The organism is Streptomyces sp. NPDC003036, from assembly GCF_040611175.1.
GTDB lineage: Bacteria > Actinomycetota > Actinomycetes > Streptomycetales > Streptomycetaceae > Streptomyces.
In genome coordinates this window covers 17,546-35,629 of sequence record NZ_JBEXNO010000011.1, presented here as the reverse complement: position 1 = coordinate 35,629, position 18,084 = coordinate 17,546, and the positions used below count along the sequence as shown (strand labels likewise).

The 18,084-nt window shown below is 71.7% G+C and carries 14 protein-coding genes; 1 reads left to right on the top strand and 13 read right to left on the bottom strand.

The window, feature by feature from the left end; genetic code table 11:
* Nucleotides 1-4 precede the first annotated feature (4 nt).
* From ABZX67_RS10590 to ABZX67_RS10540, 11 genes are all read right to left on the bottom strand, one after another.
* Nucleotides 5-1,042 carry an ADP-ribosylglycohydrolase family protein gene (locus tag ABZX67_RS10590; protein WP_355357287.1) on the bottom strand — a complete coding sequence of 346 codons (1,038 nt, stop codon included), beginning with the start codon at nt 1,040-1,042 and terminating at the stop codon, nt 5-7.
* A gap of 8 nt (nt 1,043-1,050) precedes the next feature.
* Nucleotides 1,051-1,803, bottom strand: a complete 753-nt coding sequence (locus tag ABZX67_RS10585; protein WP_355357009.1) for an NUDIX domain-containing protein — start codon at nt 1,801-1,803, stop codon at nt 1,051-1,053.
* Between the two features lie 208 nt (nt 1,804-2,011).
* A complete protein-coding gene (locus ABZX67_RS10580) occupies nt 2,012-3,148 on the bottom strand; it encodes a pseudouridine synthase (RefSeq protein WP_355357006.1) in 1,137 nt (378 codons plus the stop codon).
* Entirely contained in the window at nt 3,148-3,729 is a 582-nt protein-coding gene (gene scpB / locus ABZX67_RS10575; RefSeq protein ID WP_355357004.1) for an SMC-Scp complex subunit ScpB, read from the bottom strand. Before scpB ends, ABZX67_RS10580 begins: the two co-directional genes overlap by 1 nt.
* Entirely contained in the window at nt 3,729-4,649 is a 921-nt protein-coding gene (locus tag ABZX67_RS10570; RefSeq protein WP_355357002.1) for a segregation/condensation protein A, read from the bottom strand. The genes scpB and ABZX67_RS10570 overlap by 1 nt, the downstream gene beginning before the upstream one ends.
* 89 nt (nt 4,650-4,738) lie before the next feature.
* On the bottom strand, nt 4,739-5,248 hold the full coding sequence (locus tag ABZX67_RS10565) for a hypothetical protein (protein ID WP_355357285.1): 510 nt from the start codon (nt 5,246-5,248) through the stop codon (nt 4,739-4,741).
* The gene (locus ABZX67_RS10560) at nt 5,245-6,270 is read right to left on the bottom strand and encodes a ParA family protein (protein WP_355357000.1); all 1,026 of its coding nucleotides are present in this window, start codon (nt 6,268-6,270) and stop codon (nt 5,245-5,247) included. The genes ABZX67_RS10565 and ABZX67_RS10560 overlap by 4 nt, the downstream gene beginning before the upstream one ends.
* A gap of 475 nt (nt 6,271-6,745) precedes the next feature.
* Nucleotides 6,746-7,861: an alanine dehydrogenase gene (gene ald / locus ABZX67_RS10555; protein WP_355357283.1), complete on the bottom strand. Its 1,116-nt coding sequence runs from the start codon at nt 7,859-7,861 to the stop codon at nt 6,746-6,748.
* 143 nt (nt 7,862-8,004) lie between these two features.
* A complete protein-coding gene (locus ABZX67_RS10550) occupies nt 8,005-10,038 on the bottom strand; it encodes a tetratricopeptide repeat protein (RefSeq protein WP_355356998.1) in 2,034 nt (677 codons plus the stop codon).
* 175 nt (nt 10,039-10,213) lie between these two features.
* Nucleotides 10,214-10,834: an NUDIX hydrolase gene (locus ABZX67_RS10545; RefSeq protein ID WP_355356996.1), complete on the bottom strand. Its 621-nt coding sequence runs from the start codon at nt 10,832-10,834 to the stop codon at nt 10,214-10,216.
* A gap of 85 nt (nt 10,835-10,919) precedes the next feature.
* Nucleotides 10,920-12,569, bottom strand: a complete 1,650-nt coding sequence (locus tag ABZX67_RS10540; protein ID WP_355356994.1) for a CTP synthase — start codon at nt 12,567-12,569, stop codon at nt 10,920-10,922.
* A gap of 391 nt (nt 12,570-12,960) precedes the next feature.
* Between ABZX67_RS10540 and ABZX67_RS10535 the strand changes: the two genes are divergently transcribed.
* Complete coding sequence (locus ABZX67_RS10535) at nt 12,961-14,766, top strand: glycoside hydrolase family 15 protein (RefSeq protein WP_355357281.1); 1,806 nt, start codon at nt 12,961-12,963, stop codon at nt 14,764-14,766.
* On the opposite strand, the gene ABZX67_RS10530 is transcribed toward ABZX67_RS10535, so the two are convergent.
* Nucleotides 14,763-16,394, bottom strand: coding sequence for an NAD(P)/FAD-dependent oxidoreductase (locus ABZX67_RS10530; protein WP_355356992.1), 1,632 nt, complete (start codon nt 16,392-16,394; stop codon nt 14,763-14,765). The two genes, ABZX67_RS10535 and ABZX67_RS10530, sit on opposite strands and share 4 nt — an antisense overlap.
* A gap of 126 nt (nt 16,395-16,520) precedes the next feature.
* Complete coding sequence (locus tag ABZX67_RS10525; protein ID WP_355356990.1) at nt 16,521-18,032, bottom strand: APC family permease; 1,512 nt, start codon at nt 18,030-18,032, stop codon at nt 16,521-16,523.
* Nucleotides 18,033-18,084: the final 52 nt, after the last annotated feature.

The window sequence follows — 18,084 nt, the reverse complement described above, 5'->3', positions numbered from 1 at the left end:
GCGCTCAAGCGTCCCAGAGCGCCCCCAGCGTCAGCAGCTCACTTCCGTACTCGATCCGGTCCGCCCACTCCCCCGGCCAGGCCCCGGCCCCCAGGTGCGCCCCGGCGAAGGCGCCCGCGAGGCAGGCGATCGAGTCCGAGTCCCCCTTGGTGCAGGCGGCCCGGCGCAGGGCCGTGAGCGGCTCCTCCGGGAAGAGCAGGAAGCACAGCAGCCCGGTGGCGAGGGCCTCCTCGGCGATCCAGCCGTCACCCGTAAGGAGGCAGGGGTCGGCCTCCGGGTCGGCGGTGCGCAGGGCGGACTCCAGGGTGGTGAGGGCGGCGACGCACTCGTCCCAGCCGCGCTCGATGAAGGTCTGGGGCGTGGTGTCGTGGGCGTACGTCCACAGGTCGCCGAGCCACTTGGCGTGGTAGCGGGAGCGGTTCTCGTGCGCGTACGCGAGCAGCCGCCCGACCAGGCCGGCCGGGTCCGCGCCCTGCGACAGCAGGTACACCGCCCGCGCGGTGAGGTCCGAGGCGGCGAGCGCGGTCGGGTGCCCGTGCGTGAGCGCGGCCTGGAGCTGGGCGGCACCGGCGCGCTGCTCCGCGTCCAGCCGGGGTACGAGTCCGAGGGGCGCGACCCGCATGTTGGCGCCGCAGCCCTTGGAGGCGATCTGGCTGGCTTCCTGCCAGGGCCGGCCGCTGTCGAGCTTGCCGCAGGCGACCAGGCACGTACGGCCGGGTGCCCGGTTGTTCTCGGGCGAGTGGTACCAGGCGACGAACTCGTCGCGCACGGGCCGCGTCAGCCGCTCCGGGGTCAGCGGCCCCCGGTCCATCGCGGTGCGGACGCCCCGCGCCAGCGCCAGCGTCATCTGGGTGTCGTCCGTGACGAAGGCGGGCCGGGGCAGCTCCATCCCCCGCCAGGGGCCGCACTTCGCGAGGATCGACGGCACGTCGTTGAACTCGGTCGGGAAGCCGAGGGCATCACCGAGCGCGAGCCCGATGAGCGAGCCGGTGGCCGCCCGCTTGACGGTGGCGGTCCTGGCCGTGGGCGTTCCTGTCGTCATTCCAGCGGTCATGCCTGCCGTCCTTCCGGTCGCAGCAGTGGCGGGTGCAGGGCCGTGGCCCCGCCCGCCCGGTACAGGGCGGCCGGTTTCCCCCGTCCGCCGGTCAGGCGCGGCGGTCCCTCCACGGCCTCGACGAAGCCGGGCGTGGCGAGGACCTTGCGCCGGAAGTTGGGGCGGTCGAGCTCGACGCCCCACACCGTCTCGTACACCTGGCGCAGCTCGCCGAGCGTGAACTCGGGCGGGCAGAAGGCGGTGGCGAGGCAGGTGTACTCGAGCTTGGCGCCCACGCGCTCGTGCGCGTCGGCGAGGATCGTGTCGTGGTCGAAGGCGAGGGGCCCGTACGAGCCGTAGGGCAGCCACTGCGCGTGCGCCGCGTCGCCGCCGCCGCGGGGCTCCGGCAGGTCCGGTACGAGGGCGGTGTACGCGACGGAGACCACCCGCATCCTCGGGTCGCGGTCCGGGTCGCTGTAGGTGCGCAGCTGCTCCAGGTGGAGGCGGGCGGCGGTGGCGCCGGAGATTCCGGTCTCCTCGGCCAGCTCGCGGCGCGCGGCCTGTTCGGCGGACTCGCGGGGCAGGACGAAGCCACCGGGAAGGGCCCAGCAGTCCTGGTACGGCTCCTGGCCGCGCCGGACGAGCAGGACGTGCAGCCGCTCGTCGCGGACGGTGAAGACGGCGAGGTCGACGGTGACGGCGAAGGGCTCGAAGGCGTGGGGGTCGTACCCCTCGGGACGTTCGGCCTTGGGCGCGCCGTGCGTGGTCATGCCCGCATCAACCCCGCCGCGCGGGTGTCGGAGCCCGGGCCACCCCCGTGGGTCCAGGTTCGCCTGCCGTGCGCGGCAGGGGTGACGGGGAGTCGCAACGCCGCCTCCTTAAGAGTCACTCTGACTATAAAGCCGGAGGGGCGTGTCCGACAAGAGTGAAAGCCCGCACCCCCAGGAGGGTGCGGGCTTTCACGCGGAAATGTGCCGTTTACAGGCCGACTTCCTTCATCAGCATGCCGACCTCGGTGTTCGTCAGGCGCCGCAGCCAGCCCGACTTCTGGTCGCCCAGCTGGATCGGACCGAACGCGGTCCGGACGAGCTTGTCCACCGGGAAGCCCGCCTCGGCGAGCATGCGGCGCACGATGTGCTTGCGGCCCTCGTGGAGGGTGACCTCGACCAGGTAGTTCTTGCCGGTCTGCTCGACGACCCGGAAGTGGTCGGCCCGGGCGTACCCGTCCTCGAGCTGGATGCCCTCCTTGAGGCGCTTGCCGACCTCGCGCGGGAGCGGGCCGGTGATGGCGGCCAGGTAGGTCTTCTGCACGCCGTACTTGGGGTGCGTGAGACGGTGCGCCAGCTCGCCGTGGTTGGTGAGCAGGATGATGCCCTCGGTCTCGGTGTCGAGCCGCCCGACGTGGAAGAGGCGCGTCTCGCGGTTGGTGACGTAGTCGCCGAGGCACTGGCGTCCGTCCGGGTCCTCCATCGTCGACACCACGCCCGCGGGCTTGTTGAGCGCGAAGAAGAGGTACGACTGGGTCGCCACGGTCAGGCCGTCGACCTTGATCTCGTCCTTCTCGGGGTCGACGCGCGTGCCCTGCTCGATCACGATCTTGCCGTTGACCTCGACGCGACCGGCGTCGATCAGCTCCTCGCAGGCGCGGCGCGAGCCCATGCCCGCCCTGGCCAGCACCTTCTGAAGGCGCTCGCCCTCCTGCTCCCCGAAGGTCTTCGGGGTCTTGATCTGGGGCCGGTTCGCGTACCGCTCGCGGTTGCGCTCCTCGATCCGGGCGTCCAGCTCGCGCGGGCGCGCCGGGGTCGTACGGCCGCCGCCGCGCTGCGGGGACTGCCGGGGGCCGCCCTTGGCGCCGCCGCGGGCCGCCGCGCCGCGTCCGCGCTTCGGGGCCTCGGAGGGGCCGGAGGCTCCGGAGGGGCCGCCCACGTCGTAGCTGCGCTCCTCGGGGCGGGGGCGGCGCGGGTTGCTCCCGCCCTTGGGGCCCTGGCGGTCGTCGCGGCTGTTACCGGCACCCCGGTAATTGCCGCGGCCGCCGCTGCTGCCGCGGCCGCTGCTGTTGCCACCACGGCTCCCGCCGTTGTTTCCGCTGCTGTTCCTGCCGCTGCTGCTTCGCATCAAAGTTCCGTCTTGTCGTCGTCTGGGTCGAACGACGGAAACCCTTCCTGGCTCTCGGCCTCGATCGCGTCCGCCTCGGGGAGGAAGGGAGCGAGCTCCGGGAGCTCGTCCAGACCGCGCAGGCCCATCCGCTCCAGAAAGTAGTTCGTCGTCCTGTACAGGATCGCACCTGTTTCGGGTTCCGTGCCCGCCTCCTCGACCAGACCGCGCTGGAGGAGGGTGCGCATGACGCCGTCGCAGTTCACGCCGCGCACCGCCGAGACCCTCGACCGGCTGACCGGCTGGCGGTACGCGACGACCGCGAGGGTCTCCAGGGCGGCCTGGGTGAGCCGGGCCTGCTGCCCGTCGAGGACGAAGCGCTCGACGGCCTCGGCGTACTCGGGGCGCGTGTAGAACCGCCAGCCGCCCGCCACCAGCCGCAGCTCGAAACCGCGCCGCTGCACGGCGTACTCGTCGGCCAGCTCGCGCAGCGCGTCGGCGACCTCGCGGCGGGGACGGTCCAGCACCTTGGCGAGGTGCTCCTCGGTCGCCGGCTCGTCGACGACCATGAGGACGGCCTCCAGGGCCGGCTTCAGCTCCATCACGACTCCTCCTGGTCGAACTCGTCCGTCACGGCAACGCCCTCCCCGCCCGTCCAGCGCACGGTGAGCTCCCCGAGGGCGTCGTCCTGGTCCAGGGCGACGGCCTTCTCCCGGTACAGCTCCAGCAGCGCGAGGAAGCGGGCGACCACGGTGAGGGTGTCGGGTGCGTCCTCGGCGAGCTCCCGGAAGGTCGCCTCGCCGCGCTCCCGCAGCCGCGCTACCACCACCTCAGCCTGCTCGCGGACGCTGACCAGCGGGGCGTGGATGTGCTCCACGTAGACCTGCGGCTTGGCCCGGGGCTGCATGGCCTTCACGGCGAGCTTGGCGAAGCCCTCGGCGCCGATGCTGATGACCACGTCCGGCAGCAGCTCGGCGTGGTGCGGCTCCAGCCCGACGGTACGCGGGTACCGCCGGCCCTCGTTCTCCAGCCGCTCGCTGAAGATGTCCGCGACCTGCTTGTACGCGCGGTACTGGAGCAGCCGCGCGAAGAGCAGGTCCCGCGCCTCCAGCAGCGCGAGGTCGGCCTCGTCCTCGACCTCGGCGGCGGGCAGCAGGCGGGCGGCCTTGAGGTCGAGCAGGGTCGCGGCCACCACCAGGAACTCGGTGGTCTGGTCCAGGTCCCAGTCGGGGCCCATGGCGCGGATGTGGGCCGTGAACTCGTCGGTGACCTTGGAGAGGGCGACCTCGGTGACGTCGAGCTTGTGCTTGGCGATCAGCTGCAGCAGCAGGTCGAAGGGCCCCTCGAAGTTCGCCAGCCGTACGGTGAACCGCCCGTCGCCTTCGCCGGGCCTCTCGGCCCCGGCCTCGGGTTCGGACGGCACCGGCGGCACCGGCTCCTCGGGTGGCGGGGTCGGCGGAGCCCCCGGGCCGCGGCCCAGGGGGCGGCGTGCGCGGCGGGGCGGGTCGTCGGTCGGGGGCATCGTGGTCCAGGGGCGTGGCGAGCGGGGGCCCCGCCGGGAGCACCGGAGGGCCGGGAGGCGGCCCGCGCAGGCTACCGCCGGCGGCGCCGTCAGCGCCCGCGCAGCCGCCGTACGAGGATGCTCGCGTCGCCGCGCGACTCCAGGTCCGCCAGGACCACGGCGACCGCCTCGCGGACGATGCGGCCGCGGTCGACGGCGAGCCCGTGCTCGCCGCGCAGGACCAGGCGCGCGTGCTCCAGGTCCATGAGCTCCTCGGCGGAGACGTACACCGTGATCTTCTCGTCGTGGCGTTCGCGCCCGCTGGGCCGCCGGCTCGCGGACCGGCCGCGGCGCCGGGGCGCCGGGGCGGCCGCGGCCTGCTTCGCGGGGGCGGGCTCGGCCTCGCGGCTGCGGGGCTCGGACGCCTCGGCCTCGGCGGCCGCGTGCTCCTCCGGGGGGACCGGAGCGGCGGAGGCGGCCGCCGCGGGGTCGCTCTCACCCGCCGGCGCCGGCACGCGCGGCTCGCCGTTCGCCGCGCTCGCCTGGCGCCTGGGGGTCGACGCCTGCAGCGCCATGCCCCCGGTCGTACGGAACAGCTCGTCGGCACCGGGCAGACTCACTCGGCGTGACACCGGGCGAGCACCTCCCTGGCGAGCTGGCGGTAGGCGGCCGCGCCGACCGAGTTCGAGGCGTACGTGGTGATCGGCTCACCGGCGACCGTGGTCTCCGGGAAGCGCACGGTCCGGCCGATCACCGTGTGGTAGACGTGGTCGTCGAAGGCCTCGACGACCCGGGCCAGCACCTCGCGGCTGTGCACGGTGCGGGAGTCGTACATCGTGGCGAGGATGCCGTCGAGCTCCAGGTCGGGGTTGAGCCGCTCCTGGACCTTCTCGATGGTCTCGGTCAGCAGGGCCACCCCGCGCAGCGCGAAGAACTCGCACTCCAGCGGCACTATCACCTTGTGAGCGGCCGTCAGCGCGTTGACGGTCAGCAGACCGAGCGAGGGCTGACAGTCGATCACGATGTAGTCGTAGTCCGGCAGCAGCGGCTTCAGGGCCCGCTGGAGCGTGGACTCGCGCGCGACCTCGCTCACCAACTGCACTTCCGCCGCAGACAAATCGATATTGCTGGGCAGCAGGTCCATGTTGGGCACAGCGGTCTTCAGCAGCACCTCGTCCGCCGACATGCCCCGCTCCATGAGCAGGTTGTAGACGGTGAGGTCGAGCTCCATGGGGTTGACGCCGAGGCCCACCGACAGGGCGCCCTGCGGGTCGAAGTCGACGAGCAGGACCCGCCGTCCGTACTCCGCGAGCGCGGCGCCCAGGTTGATGGTCGACGTCGTCTTGCCGACGCCGCCCTTTTGGTTGCACATCGCGATGATCTTCGCGGGGCCGTGGTCGGTCAGCGGGCCCGGGATCGGGAAGTAGGGCAGGGGCCGTCCGGTGGGGCCGATCCGCTCGCGGCGCTGGCGGGCAGCGTCCGGGGCGAGGGTGGCCGCGTACTCCGGATCGGGCTCGTACTCGGCGTCGGGGTCGTAGAAGTGCCCCTCGGGCACCTCGTCGTAGGCGGCGAAGTGGGTGGACTCTCGGCCACTCTCGTTGCCGGCCATGGCGTTCACGTGTTGGCCGTCCATCATCTTCATCGTGTGGGCTGTCGTCAGGTGCTGCGGGCCGGTCTGACTGGTCGCGAAGGTGCGGACAGCGACGGAACCGGCATCGCCGACCGATCCTGGCTGTCCACCTCCTGGAGTAAATGTCGACTCATTCACAAGTCGTCTTACCTCCTTGGAAGTGGCCAGGGGACTTATCGATAGGTCAGCGTGGCACCATGCCGACGGTTGGCGACTCTATGGCGTGTCACCGCTCCGCAGCAACACAATCGCCCGGACGCGGGCCGATGTGTCGGCAAAGAAACACTCCTCTGTCAAGGGCGCACAGCCACTCATCGACACGTTTCCCGGGTGTGCGAAACGGTTAAAGGGTTACGTTCGAGACGACTTGAACGAGGGTCGGGAAGCGTCCGGACACACGTCCGGCCGGACCTTGCTGCCAAGGTCCGGCCGGATGTGTGAGGTTGACGGCGACCGTTGACGGTCGGTCCCCGTCAGCCCGGGCTCGTCAGCCGATGAAGGTGGCGGGGTCCACGTACTCCAGGTCGTGGGCCTCGGCGACCTCCTTGTAAACGACCTTGCCGTCATGGGTGTTGAGGCCCTTGGCGAGCGAGGCGTCACGGCGCAGCGCCTCGACCCAGCCGTTGTTGGCGAGCGAGACGATGTACGGCAGCGTGGCGTTGGTCAGCGCGTACGTCGAGGTGTTCGGGACGGCGCCCGGCATGTTGGCGACGCAGTAGAAGACCGAGTCGTGGACCTGGAAGGTCGGCTCGGCGTGCGTGGTCGGACGGGAGTCCTCGAAGCAGCCGCCCTGGTCGATCGCAATGTCGACAAGGACACTTCCGGGCTTCATCTTGGCGACGAGCTCGTTGGTGACCAGCTTCGGGGCCTTGGCGCCCGGGATGAGGACGGCGCCGATGACGAGGTCGGCCTCGACGACGGCCTTCTCCAGCTCGTAGGCGTTGGAGACGACCGTCTGCACCTGGGTGCCGAAGATCTTGTCGGCCTCGCGCAGCTTGTTGATGTCGCGGTCGAGCAGGGTCACGTGGAAGCCCATGCCGACGGCGATCTGGGTGGCGTTCCACCCCGAGACACCGCCACCGATGACCACGGCCTTGCCCGCGTGCGTACCGGGGACACCGCCCGGCAGGACGCCGCGGCCGCCGGCCGAGCGCATCAGGTGGTAGGCGCCGACCTGCGGGGCCAGACGGCCCGCGACCTCGGACATCGGGGCGAGCAGCGGCAGGGCGCGGTTCGCGGTCTCGACCGTCTCGTACGCGATGGCGGTGGTGCCGGAGGCCAGCAGCGCGTCCGTGCACTCGCGGGAGGCGGCGAGGTGCAGGTAGGTGAAGAGCGTCTGGTCCTTGCGGAGGCGGTGGTACTCCTCCGCGATGGGCTCCTTGACCTTGAGCAGCAGGTCGGCGGTGGCCCAGACCTCGTCGGCGGTGGGCAGGATCTGCGCGCCGGCGGCCACGTACTCGTCGTCCGTGATCGAGGAGCCGACGCCGGCGTTCTGCTCGATGAAGACCTGGTGGCCGTTGCGGACGAGCTCGTGCACGCCGGCGGGGGTGATGGCCACCCGGAACTCGTTGTTCTTGACCTCGCGGGGGATGCCGACCTTCACGTCGATCACGGTCCTTGGCTCGGGGGGTACTGGGGGCAATGCAATACATACCCGGATGCATTGGACGCATCGGGATAGACCGCGGTCAATCGCGGCTCACCCAGTCTATTGAAGGACTTCCCGTTGTCTAGCCTTGCAAAGACCTAATCTTTGGCTGAAGCACTGCGGATTTCGTAGGCGGATCCTTCCGTTCCCAGCAGTCGATCAGCTGCCACGCGGTGCAGCCGGGCCGCCGCCGGATCGCCGAGCCGGTCGAGCGTGTCGGCGAGCCGCAGCTGGAGCGCGGCGAGAAGCCGCATGTCGTCGGCGCGCCGGGCCCACTCGATCGCCTCCTCGCAGGTGCGCAGCGACTCGTGCGGCCGGCCCGCGTACTCCTGGACCCTGGCGACTTCGCTCAACGCCCGTGCGTGGCCCGGGAGATCACCGAGGCGGCGATATCCGGCCGCGGCCGCCCGCCAGCTGCGCAGCGCCTCGCCGTACCGCCCGGCATAGGTGTGTACGGCGCCGAGCCTGCCGTACAGCCGCGCCTGGTCGGCGCGCTCGTCGCGGGCGAGGCGCTGGGAGAGGGCCCGCCCGTACCAGTCGGCGGCCCGCTGCCAGTCCCCCAGCTCCTGGTACGCGCCCCCTACGGATTCCATCGCCCGGCCGGTCGCGTACGGGTCGTTCGCGTCGCGTCCGGCGTCCAGCGCCGCGCGATACCGCACCAGGGCGTCCTGGGTCCGGCCGGTCGCGGCGTCCAGGTCGGCGAGGTTCAGCAGGGCGGCGGCCCGCTCGCGGTGCAGGCCGCGCCGCTCGGCGACGTCGAGGACCAGCTGGTGCAGCCCGTACAGCTCGGGCGCCGCCGTCTCGGGGCCCCGGTGCGCGGTGAGCGCCCGGACGAGCGCGGCGATCAGCCGGCGGGCCAGGGTGTCGAGCTCCCCGTCGGCGACCGCGAGCCGGGCGGAGGCCAGCAGCGCGGGCTGCCGGGTGCGCAGCCACTGGCTGGCGGTGCCCACGCTGGGGAAGCGCAGGGCGCGCGGCAGCCCGGCGAGCCTGCGCCGCGCGATGGAGCCCTCGGGCTCGGTGACCGCCCGGCACGACTGGAGCAGCCGCACGGTCCGCTCCAGCATCCGCGCCCGCGCCAGCTGCACCTCGGCGGGCCGGTCCTCGCTCTCCAGCAGCTCCCGCAGCAGCGGTACGAGACAGCCGGGGACCTCGTACTGGCCGCCCCGGTCCCCGTCCCGTACGAGCCCGAAGGCGACGAAGCCCTCCAGCGTCGAGCGGGCCGCCGACACCGAGCAGCCGGCCAGCGCGGAGGCGGTCTGCGCGTCGGCGAGGCCGAGCGGCGCGAGGGCGAGGAGCCGCAGCATCCGGGCGGCCGGCGGCGGCAGCGCCTCGTACGCGAGGCGGAAGGCGCGGGCGAGCGGGCGGGCCGCGGCGGGCCGGCCGGGCTCGTCGGGCAGGGACCGCAGCCGTTCGGCGAGGTCGGCGACGGACGACATGGGGCGCGCGGCGAGCCAGCCGCCGGCCAGCACGAGCGCGGCGGGCTGGCCGCCGCACAGCTCGGTCAGCGTCTCGGCGGCCTGGGGGTCGACGGTGATGCGTACGGAGCCGGTGAACCGGTCGAGGAGCTCGATCGCCGACTTGGAATCCAGCCCACCCAGCGTGCAGGGCCGCACCCCGGGCAGCCCGGTGAGCGGCCCCTGGGCGACGGCCACCACCAGGCAGTCGGAGGTGTCCGGCAGCAGGGGGGCGACCTGGCCGGCGTCGGTGACGTCGTCGAGGAGAAGGACCATGCGCCGCCGGGCGAGGGCGCCGCGCAGCAGCTGGGACAGCTCGTCCTCGTCGGCCCCGGCGGGCGCCTCGATGCCGAGGTCGACCAGGAGGTCCCGGGCGGTCCGCTCGGTGGGGACGGGCGCGCCGCCGGGCTCGGTCAGCCGGGCCCGCAGCACCCCGTCCTCGTACGCGCCCTCCGCGAGGAGCCCGCGCACGAGCTCCCCGGCGAGCGCGGTGCGCCCGCTGCCCGGCCGCCCGGCGATGAGCAGCACCCGCGGGCGCGGCGTGGTGCGCCCGGCGATGGTGTCGAGCCCGGCGGTCTCGATGTCGGCCCGCAGTGCCTTCAACTCGCGCTGGCGGCCGAAGAACCGGCCGCTCTCCGGCTCAGCGCCCTCGTCGAAGTCCACCGCCTGCTCCGCCACGGGTCACGCTCCCGTCCACTGCGCCACGTGCTGTCCCGCCGGGTCTCCGGCGGGTGATCCGAGCGTAGTTCAGCCGGGTGGGCCACCCCTGCGGAGCAGGGCGGACAGGTCCCTCTTTCGGATCAGCAGATCGTCACACTGACGATGCCCAGGCGGAGGTGAACCGAGCCCTCCATTAAAACGGCCGCGCGGGCCAGGGCGCGTCCGCCGGGCGGAGGGCGTCCAGGCCGTCGCCCGACCGGGCCGCCAGCAGCGAGAGCACGCCCACCACCAGGCAGGTGTTGTGCAGGTCGCCGGCGAGCACGCCACGGGCCAGCTCGTCGAGCGGTACGCGCGCGAGCTCCATGTCGGCCTCCTCCTCGGCGACCTCGAAGCGCTCGCCCTCCGCCGCCGACAGACCGCGCGCCAGGAAGATCCGGACGGCCTCGTCGCAGCCGCCGGGCGTGGTGTAGACGTCGGTGAGGACGTTCCACCGCTCGGCCTTGACGTGCGCCTCCTCGTACAGCTCGCGCACCGCCGCGTTCAGCGGGTTCTCGCCGGGGACGTCCAGCAGGCCCGCCGGGATCTCCCACAGCTTGTGCCGCACCGGGTGGCGGTACTGGCGCAGCACCAGGACGCGGTCCTCGTCGTCGAGGGCGAGAACGGCGACGGAGCCGGGGTGGACCTGGTAGTCGCGGCGTACGACGGACCCGTCCGGCATGACCACGTCGTCGGTGCGGACACTCGTCTTGTTCCCCCGGAACGGCACCTCGGTCGCGGTGACCTGCCACTCCTCGGGCGTGTCCTTGATGGTCATGAAAGACGTCCTCCCTCGTACGCAAGAAAACCGGGGCACGTGCCCTGATCAGGCGCGTACCCCGGTCAACCGTATCGCTAGCGGGTCACTTGCCCGTCTTGCGCTCCACAGCGGCCTTCACCAGACCGGCGAAGAGCGGGTGCGGACGCGTGGGGCGCGAGCGCAGCTCCGGGTGCGCCTGGGTGGCGACCAGGTAGGGGTGCACCTCGCGCGGGTACTCCACGTACTCGACGAGCTTGTTGTCCGGGGACGTACCGGAGAAGACGATGCCCGCCTTCTTCTCCAGCTCCGCGCGGTAGGCGTTGTTCACCTCGTAGCGGTGGCGGTGGCGCTCGTCGACGTACGGCTGGTCGCCGTAGACCTCGCGGACGATGGAGCCCTCGGCGAGCTTCGCCGGGTACAGGCCCAGGCGCATCGTTCCGCCCAGGTCGCCGGCGCCCTCGACGTACGCCAGCTGCTCCTCCATCGTCGAGATGACGGGGTGCGAGGTGGCGGGGTCGAACTCGGTGGAGTTGGCGTCCGCGATGCCGGCGAGGTTCCGCGCGGCCTCGACCACGATGCACTGCAGGCCCAGGCACAGGCCGAGCAGCGGGATCTTGTTCTCGCGGGCGTACTGGATGGCGCCGACCTTGCCGTTGACGCCGCGCTCGCCGAAGCCGCCGGGGATGACGATCGCGTCGACGTCGCCGAGCTGCTTGGCCGCGCCCGCCTGCGTCTTGCAGTCGTCGGAGGTGACCCACTTGACCTTGACGCGGGCCTTGTTGGCGAAGCCGCCGGCGCGCATCGCCTCGGTCACGGAGAGGTACGCGTCGGGCAGGTCGATGTACTTGCCGACGAGCGCGACCGTGACCTCGTGGTCGGGGTTGTGGACGCGGTCCAGCAGGTCGTCCCACGTCGTCCAGTCGACGTCGCGGAAGGGCAGGTCCAGCTTGCGCACGACGTACGCGTCGAGGCCCTCGGTGTGGAGCACCTTCGGGATGTCGTAGATCGACTTGGCGTCGATGGCGGCGACGACGGCCGCCTCGTCGACGTCGCACATCAGCGAGATCTTGCGCTTGATCGCGGTCGGCACGTCACGGTCGGCGCGCAGCACGATCGCGTCGGGCTGGATGCCGATGTTGCGCAGGGCGGCGACCGAGTGCTGGGTCGGCTTGGTCTTCAGCTCGCCGGAGGGGCCGATGTAGGGCAGCAGCGAGATGTGCACGACGAAGACGTTGTCCCGGCCCACCTCGTGGCGGACCTGGCGGACGGTCTCCAGGAACGGCAGCGACTCGATGTCGCCAACCGTGCCGCCGACCTCCGTGATCACGACGTCGACGTCGTCCGTCGCCATGCGGCGGATGCGGTGCTTGATCTCGTTGGTGATGTGCGGGATGACCTGGACGGTATCGCCGAGGTACTCGCCGCGGCGCTCCTTGGCGATGACCGTCGAGTAGACCTGGCCGGTGGTGACGTTGGCCGAGCCGTCGAGGTCGACGTCGAGGAAGCGCTCGTAGTGGCCGATGTCCAGGTCGGTCTCGGCGCCGTCGTTGGTGACGAACACCTCACCGTGCTGGAACGGGTTCATGGTGCCGGGGTCGACGTTCAGGTACGGGTCGAGCTTCTGCATCGTGACCCGCAGGCCCCGCGCCTTGAGCAGCGCACCCAGGCTGGAGGCGGTCAGCCCCTTGCCGAGGGAGGACGCGACACCCCCGGTGACGAAGATGTGCTTGGTCGTCGTGGATTTGGGCGGCATGGCCAAGAGGGGGCTCCCGTGGTCGCGGTTTGGAGGTGCGTACCGGCGTCCGGTCCGGAGGTCTCCAGGGACTTCCGGGGGTGCCGTCGCTGCGGTTCGGGGGCCGCCGATTCGTTGTGCGGCGCCCACCGGTCCACGGGCTACCAGGGTATCAGCGCCGGGGGGAGACCGCTTCCGGGCACGCGCGGCAGCTGGATTGGCACAGCGTGCGACGGGCACGAGAGTGGGCACCCGTCGGGCACCCGTTCGGCTCAGAAGGAGGTGTCCGCCCCACCAGGACGATCACACGGAGGAGCTGGCAGCATCGTATTCTGCTCTGACATTCTCCCTTGACCCCCTGAACCAGTAAGCGCCCCACGGGGCGAACGTGGCCGTTCGACTGGAGATGCACGTGGCCGGGCGCATCGAAGACTACGCACTCATCGGAGACATGCAGACCGCTGCCCTGGTCTGCCGGGACGGCACGGCCGACTGGCTGTGCCTGCCGCGCTTCGATTCGCACGCCGTCTTCGCGGGCCTCCTCGGTACCGAGGAGCACGGCTTCTGGCGGATCGGGCCGGCGTACGCCGACGACGCCGAGCCACCGGCCGCCGACCGGCGCCGGTACGTCGGCGACTCGCTCATCCTCGAATCCGAGTGGGACACCCCGGGCCGGGGCACGGTCCGCGTCACCGACTTCATGCCGCCGCGCGACGGCGCGCCCCAGCTGGTGCGGATCGTGGAGGGGGTGAGCGGCCGGGTGCGGATGCGCTCCGCGCTGCGCATGCGGTTCAGCTACGGGCGCGTGGTGCCCTGGGTGCACCAGGTCGACGGCCGGACGGTCGCCGTCGCCGGTCCGGACTCGATCTGGCTGGACACCGAGGTGGAGACGCACGGCGAGAACCTCACCACGTACTCGGACTTCACGATCAAGGAGGGCGACCGGGTCGCCTTCACCATCAGCTGGCAGCCCTCGCACCACCCGCAGCCGCCGCTGGCGGACCCGATGGGCGCGCTCCAGGCGACCTCCGAGTTCTGGCGCGAGTGGGTCGACCACTGCACCTACCGGGGCCCCTACCGCGAGGCCGTGATCCGCTCGCTGATCACGCTGAAGGCGCTGACGTACGCGCCGACGGGCGGCATCGTCGCCGCGCCGACCACCTCGCTGCCCGAGGACATCGGCGGCGTGCGGAACTGGGACTACCGCTACACCTGGCTGCGGGACGCCGCGATCACCCTCTCCTCGCTGCTGCGCACCGGCTACCGCGAGGAGGCCCGCGCCTGGCGCGAGTGGCTGCTGCGCGCGGTCGCCGGCGACCCGGAGAACCTGCAGATCATGTACGGCATCGCCGGCGAGCGCGAGCTCGGCGAGGCGGAGCTGGACTGGCTGCCGGGGTACGAGAACTCCGCCCCGGTCCGGGTCGGCAACGGCGCGGCGGCGCAGCTCCAGCTGGACGTGTACGGCGAGGTCACCGAGGCGCTGCACCTGGCGCACATGACGGGCCTGGCGCGCAACGACTACGCCTCGCTCCTCCAGCTGAAGCTGATCCGGTACCTGGAGGACCACTGGGACCAGCCCGACGAGGGCATCTGGGAGGTGCGCGGGCCGCGCCGCCACTTCACGCACTCCAAGGTCATGGCGTGGGTCGCGGTGGACCGGACGATCAAGCTCATCGAGTCGGGCGACGCGGACGGGCCGCTGGAGCGGTGGCGCGCGCTGCGCGACGAGATCCACCGGGACGTGTGCGAGAAGGGCTACGACCCGGAGCGCAACACCTTCACGCAGTCGTACGGCTCCAAGGAGCTGGACGCCTCGCTGCTGCTGATCCCGCAGATGGGCTTCCTGCCGCCGGACGACAAGCGCGTCATCGGGACGATCGAGGCGATCCAGCGGGAGCTGTCCACGGAGGACGGCTTCATCCTGCGCTACCCGACCGAGGGCGCGGAGGAGGGCGTGGACGGCCTGCCCGGCGACGAGGGCGCGTTCCTGGCGTGCTCGTTCTGGATGGCCGACGACCTGGCGATGATCGGGCGGGTCGACGAGGCGCGCAGGCTCTTCGAGAAGCTGCTGGGGCTGCGGAACGACCTGGGGCTGCTGGCGGAGGAGTGGGATCCGCGCCTGCAGCGCCAGGTCGGCAACTTCCCGCAGGCCTTCAGCCACGTGCCGCTGATCGACACGGCACTGCGGCTGACGGCCTCGGGCGCGTACGGCGGCTAGGCGAGCTTTCCGATCACCTCCCGGGCGGCGCGCTCACCCTCGGTCGCGCCGCCTTCCATGAAGCCCTGGAAGTCGTAACTGCAGTGCTCGCCGCCGATGTGGATGCGGCCGCCGGGGCCCTGCGGGGTGCCCTCGTAGCCGGCGTACCGGTGCAGGTAGCCGACGGGCCACATCGAGTACGCGCCGAGCGTGTACGGGTTGCGGTGCCAGGCGGAGAGCTGGGCGCGGCCCGTCCACGCCTTGGAGGTGCCGGGGAAGAAGGCGTCGATGCCGCGCAGGCGGCGGGCGACGAGGTCGCGGACGTACGGGTCGGACTCGGTGGAGAACGGCCCGGCCGGGGTGAGGGTCTTGGCGAGGGTGCCGCCGGCGTACTGGATGAGGATGCCGCCCGTGCCCGGCTGGATCTTGGTGGTGTCCCAGGTCTGCTGGACGTCGGTGTCGGTGAAGCAGTCACCCGCCGAGACGCCCGGCCAGGGCCCGGTGCCGCGCCAGGGGCGGGTGCCGAACTGCATGTTGAGCTTGGTGCAGTGCCCCATGCGCGCGTCGCGCAGGAGGTCCCGCATGCGCGCGTCGAAGCCCGCCTGGGTGAGGTCGAGCCGCTGCAGGACGGGCAGCGGCACGCACAGGATCGTGTGGTCGGCGGTGACCGTGCGGGTGGTGCCGCCCTCGCTGAAGGTGAGGGTCTGCGTGCCGTCGGAGTTGGCGCGTACGGCGGTCAGCGACCAGCCCATGCGCAGGGTGCCGGCGGGCAGTGAGGCGGCGATGGCGCGCGGGAGTTGGTCGTTGCCTCCCTTGATGTGGTAGCGCTCGTTGGACAGGCCCCAGACGTTGAAGTTGCCGGGGTTGGTCTGGTAGCCCATCAGCAGGACGAGCGCGAGGGACGACTGCTCGGTGGTCTCGGCGCCGTACTCGACGTTGTAGGCCACGTCGATGAAGCGGCCCAGCGGCGAGGAGTGCCCGCCGGGGACGCGGCTCTCGATCCAGTCGTATATCGACATGTTGTCCAGGGCGGTGCCGACCGGGGTGGTCTGGTTCCACTTCACCTCGCCGGCTTCCTGGAGGTCCCGGTGGAGCTGCTGGTAGACCGCCTTGAAGTCCTCGTCGGCCTGGTGGCGGGGGTAGTAGGTGCCGTTGAACCACAGCACCTCCTCGGCGCCGGTGGGTCCGCCGCCGAGGAAGTCCTCCAGGGGCAGGCCGAAGCGGCGGCAGAGCTCCTGGATCTTCTTGTGGCTGGTGTCGATCAGCTCGCCGCCGATCTCGGAGATCTGGCCGTACGCCCAGTGGTCGCGCTGCGTCCACATGCGGCCGCCGACGCGGGTGGGGTTGGCCTCGTAGAGCGTGCAGGCGAGGCCCGCGTCGCGGAGGGTGAGGGCGGCGGTGAGGCCGGCGATGCCGGCGCCGACGACGGCGATGCGGGGCTGTGCGCCGGTCTCGGCGGCGCGGGCGGGCGTCGGCCGGGCCGCCACGGCGGCACCGGCGCTCGCCGCGAGGCCCAGCGCGGCGGCCCGCTGGAGGAGTTGGCGGCGGGTGGAGCCGCGGACTTCGGCGACGGGCATGTCGAGCCGCTCGGCGGCGGCGCGGTGGGCGGCGATGTCGCGCAGGGCGCGCATCAGAGGCGTACGGGACATGGGGGGAACTCCTCGAAAGGGGCGGATCGAAGGGTGGAGGGGATCAGACGGTGGCGGGGATCAGACGGCGCGGGAATCAGACGGTGGCGGGGATCAGACGGCGCGGGAATCAGACGGTGGCGGGGATCAGACGGTGGCGGTCTGGGGAACGTCGTCTTCACGCTCGGCCGCGTCCTCGAGGACGATCCGGCCGATGATCTCGTAGCGCTGGGGCTGCCTGGCCCGCAGGTAGAAGCCGAGGGCGAGGCCGCCGAAGAAGACGAGCCCGACGATCCACGGGATCAGGGTGAAGAAGAGGGAGTCGGCGGCGAGGCCCGCGGCGGTCTCCATGTTGAGCACGAGCAGGACGACGACCGCCGTCATGCCGATGCCGCCGAGGAGGGGGGCGGTGAAGGTCTTGAACCAGTGCCGGTCCTCGGGGTGGTTCTTGCGGAAGTACCCGATGACGGCGAAGGAGCAGAGCGTCTGGACGATGAGGATCGCCATCGTGCCGAGGATGGCGAGCAGGGTGTACAGGTGGATGTACGGGTCCTGGCCGGTGAGCCAGAAGGCGCCGACGAGCGCGACGGCGATGGCGCTCTGGACGTACGAGGCGATGTACGGCGAGCCGTGCTTGGCGTGCGTACGGCCGAGGGCGGGGTGGAGGAAGCCCTCGCGGCCGATGGCGTACAGGTAGCGCGAGGCGCACTGGTGGAAGGCCATGCCGCAGGCGAAGGAGCCGGTGAGCAGCAGCCATTGGAAGGCGTCCACGGCCCAGGCCCCGATGTAGGACTGGGTCGGGTTGAAGAACAGGTCGAGCGGCGTCGCTGAGGCGGAGACCTCGACGGCTCCCTTGAGGCCGTTGCCCGCGATGGTCATCCAGGACACGTAGATGTAGAAGAGGCCGACGCCGATGACGGAGACGAGCGTGGCGCGCGGGATGACCCGCTTGGGGTCGCGGGACTCCTCGCCGTACATCGCCGTGGATTCGAACCCGACCCAGGACCAGAAGGCGAAGAAGAGGCCGAGTCCGGCGGAGGTGCCGGTGAAGGCGTTGGCGGGGTTGATGGGCTCGGTGGGTATGCCGTCGGGCCCGCCGCCCGCGATCAGCACCGCCGTGGCCACGGCGAACAGGACGGCGATCTCGGCGACGAGCATCACGCCGAGGGCCTTGGCGGTGAGGTTGATGTCGAAGTACGCGAGGACGGCGGTGACCGCGAGCATCCCGGCCGCGTACAGGATCCACGGGAGATCCACGCCCAGTTGGTCGGCGACGGTCGTCTTGGTGAAGTACGCGAAGACGCCGACGATGGACGCCTCGAAGACGATGTACGCGAGGACCGCGAGCATGCCGGAGGCCATGCCGGCGATCCGGCCGAGGCCGTGCGAGATGTAGCCGTAGAAGGCGCCGGCCGCGGTGATGCGCTTCGCCATGGCGACGTATCCGACGGAGAAGACGGTCAGGACGAGCGTCGCGAAGAGGTAACCGGCCGGGGCGCCGGTGCCGTTGCCGAAGCCGACCGCGATGGGGAGGTTTCCGGTCATCGCGGTGATCGGTGCGGCGGTGGCGACCGCCATGAAGACGACGCCGACCAGTCCGACGGAGTTCGCCTTGAGCCGTTGCACCTGGTGCGCTTCGGGGGTGTGGTTCTCTGCCATGCCGGGAGACCCTCCTCCGACGTGACGTACGCCACAAGCGACATGCGGTCAT